Below are 3,226 nucleotides of genomic sequence, written 5' to 3'. Positions count from 1 at the left end.
TGCCACTGTTGTACCCACCACCGATTCGCCATGGGTCCGACTCGGCATGAGATGGCGGAATCCAGGGAGCGACTCGAAAAAGTGGCCCCCCTCCGTCCCCGAGTCGTCCCTGGCTCGCTCAAGGATCGACACGGAAGAGGGGTAGGACCGCGCAACCCGCAACTATTTCATGCGTCCCCGGTTGAGGCGCATGGAGCCAAGGTGGATCCCATACGATCCCATAAGATCCTTGGAGGGGGAGGAGAGGCGCCCATGCTGAAGATCACCCACAAGATGTGGATCGCGTTGCCTGCGTTGACACTGCTGGTCAGCATGGCAACTCCGCCGGGTGTTGCGGCCCAGACCGTCATCATCGACGGCTCGACTCCGGCCGTCGGTGCGGCGGTGGAGCGCAAGACCGGCCCCAGCGTCGACCAACTGATGAAGCGCAGCGTCGTCGGCGCCGACGGGTCGAAGATCGGTACCGTCACCGACGTGATCCTCGACGACAAGGGCGAGGCCCAGTACATCGTCATCCATTCTGGCGGCTTGCTGGGCTTCGGCGGCAAGGACATCGCGGCCGACCTGACCCTGGCCGACCTGCGCACCGGCACCGAGGCGATCCATCTGCGCGAGGTGACCGCCGCCAGCGTCCGCGAGATGCCGGAGTTCCGCTACGACGATAGCATCACGTCGCTGACCCGCAGCCCGGAGCCGCGACGGCATTAGCAAACGGGGAGAACGAAAAAGGCCGCGCCCCAACCGGGACGCGGCCTTTTTCTTACTCTTCCGGGAGATCGCTAAGCCCCCTCCCTCGCGTTGCCGCAAGGGAGGATGGCCTCAGGCGATCACTCGTCGTTCTGCTGCTTGCGCTTCAGAGCGGCGCCCAGGATGTCGCCCAGCGAGGCGCCCGAGTCGGACGAACCGAACTCGGCCATCGCCTGCTTCTCTTCCTCCATCTCGCGGGCCTTGATGGACAGCGAGATGCGGCGGGAAGCGCGGTCGATCTGGGTGACCTTGGCATCGACCTTCTCGCCGACGGCGAAACGGTCCGGGCGCTGTTCCGAACGGTCGCGGGACAGGTCCGACTTGCGGATGAAGCCGGTGTAGCCCTCGCCGACGGTCACTTCGATGCCGCCGTCCGTCACCTGCGTCACGGTGCAGGTCACGACCTCGTTCTTCTTCAGGCCGGCGGTTGCCGACTCGAACGGATCGCTGGCCAGCTGCTTGATGCCGAGGCTGATGCGCTCCTTCTCGACGTCGACGTCGAGAACCTTGACCTTGACGCGGTCGCCCTTCTTGTACTCGGCGATCGCCTCTTCACCCGACTTGTTCCAGTCGAGATCCGACATGTGGACCATGCCGTCGATGTCGCCCGGCAGGCCGACGAACAGACCGAACTCGGTGATGTTCTTGACTTCGCCTTCCAGCTCGGTGCCCGGACCGAACTTGTCGGTGAAGGTCTCCCACGGGTTGTCCAGGCACTGCTTCAGGCCGAGGCTGATGCGGCGCTTCTGCGGATCGACGTCCAGGACCATGACCTCGACTTCCTGCGAAGTCGACACGATCTTGCCCGGATGGACGTTCTTCTTGGTCCAGGACATTTCCGAAACGTGGACCAGGCCCTCGATCCCCGGCTCCAGCTCCACGAAGGCGCCGTAGTCGGTGATGTTGGTGACGCGGCCCTTGAACTTCGCGCCGACCGGATACTTGGCCTCGACGCCTTCCCACGGGTCGGCTTCGAGCTGCTTCATGCCCAGGCTGATGCGCTGGGTTTCCGGGTTGAAGCGGATGACCTGGACCGTGACGGTCTGGCCGATCTGCAGGGCTTCCGACGGATGGTTGATGCGGCGCCACGCGATGTCGGTGACGTGCAGCAGGCCATCGACGCCGCCCAGGTCGACGAACGCACCGTAGTCGGTGATGTTCTTGACGACGCCCTGGAGGATCTGGCCTTCCTTGAGGTTGGCCACCAGCTCCGAACGGGCCTCCGCACGGCTCTCTTCGAGCACGGCGCGGCGCGACACGACGATGTTGCCGCGCGAGCGGTCCATCTTCAGGATCTGGAACGGCTGCGGGGTGCCCAGCAGCGGGGAGATGTCGCGGACCGGACGGATGTCGACCTGCGAACCCGGCAGGAAGGCGACGGCGCCCGACAGGTCGACCGTGAAGCCACCCTTGACGCGGCCGAAGATGACGCCGGTGACGCGGGTCTGGTCGTTGAACGACTTCTCCAGCAGGGCCCAGGCCTCTTCGCGCTTCGCCTTCTCACGGCTCAGCATCGCCTCGCCGTTCTTGTCTTCCATCCGTTCGAGGTAGACCTCGACGGTGTCGCCCGCCTTCAGCTCGGGCGGCTGGCCGGCAACGGCGAATTCCTTGAGCGCGACGCGGCCTTCCGACTTCAGACCGACGTCGATGGTGACCATGTCGTTCTCGACGGCGACGACGCGTCCCTTGACGACCGTACCTTCGAGCGACTCGGCCGCGCCCAGCGACTCTTCGAGCAGAGACGCAAAGCTTTCCTTTTCGACCGTGCGGGCCAGTGACTGTGCCATTGAAACTCCTAAAGGTGGCGCGAAAGCGGCCCCGTTCCGGTCCCTCCCGCGGCAAAACGGATGGGACCTCGACCGAACCGCCGCGCCGGGCACCACGCCCGGCGACTTGGTTGATGGTTTTCCATGGAGGGCGTCGGACCCGCCCGCGCCGCTTCCGACCGCCGGCCCCGCGGCGTCACGCCGCTGGTTTCAGACCGGTCTTCGAGCCGATGTGAGCGACCGCCATCGAGAACACCTGATCGGCATCGAGAGCGGAGGTATCAAGCACAAAAGCGTCGACAGCCGGACGGAGCGGGGCTACCGCTCTCTGGCTGTCACGCGCATCACGAGCCTTCATGTCCTCCAGGACATCGGAGGATATAGCCGGAATCCCCCGTCTCTGCAACTCCTTGAGTCGCCGTTCGGCCCTGACCTCCACCGAAGCGGTAACGAACAGTTTGGCCTGGGCATCTGGACAGACCACCGTTCCGATGTCGCGCCCATCCAGAACCGCCCCCGGCGCGCCGCCCGGCGGGTGGGCGGCGAAGCGCCGTTGGAAATCGAGAAGGGCGGCCCGCACCTCCGGCACCGCCGCCACCTTGCTGGCCGCCTGCGCCGCCTCGTCGGTGCGCAGCGCCACCTCCTGCAGGATCGGGTGTTCGGGGTGCAGTTCGTAGGCCGCACGCGCCGCCGCCGCGTTGTCGGCCGGATCG

3 protein-coding genes are annotated in these 3,226 nt (G+C 65.7%); 1 reads left to right on the top strand and 2 read right to left on the bottom strand.

Annotated features, from left to right (window positions below; genetic code table 11):
* The first annotated feature begins 252 nt into the window (after positions 1 to 252).
* Positions 253 to 708 (top strand): PRC-barrel domain-containing protein, encoded by a 456-nt coding sequence (locus I71_RS09785; protein WP_042694364.1) that lies wholly within the window; start codon positions 253 to 255, stop codon positions 706 to 708.
* Positions 709 to 827: 119 nt separating this feature from the next.
* Here I71_RS09785 and rpsA read toward each other — a convergent pair whose 3' ends face one another.
* Together rpsA and I71_RS09775 are read right to left on the bottom strand one after the other, a co-directional pair.
* Positions 828 to 2,534, bottom strand: a complete 1,707-nt coding sequence (gene rpsA, locus I71_RS09780) for a 30S ribosomal protein S1 (protein WP_042694362.1) — start codon at positions 2,532 to 2,534, stop codon at positions 828 to 830.
* Between the two features lie 175 nt (positions 2,535 to 2,709).
* A partial coding sequence (locus tag I71_RS09775) for a d(CMP) kinase (RefSeq protein ID WP_042694360.1) occupies positions 2,710 to 3,226 on the bottom strand: 517 nt, incomplete at its 5' end.

The sequence above is a fragment of the Azospirillum sp. B506 genome, assembly GCF_000333595.1.
Taxonomy (GTDB): Bacteria; Pseudomonadota; Alphaproteobacteria; order Azospirillales; family Azospirillaceae; genus Azospirillum.
The sequence above is the reverse complement of the archived record's forward strand: the minus strand, read 5'-3'. Positions and strand labels throughout refer to the sequence as shown.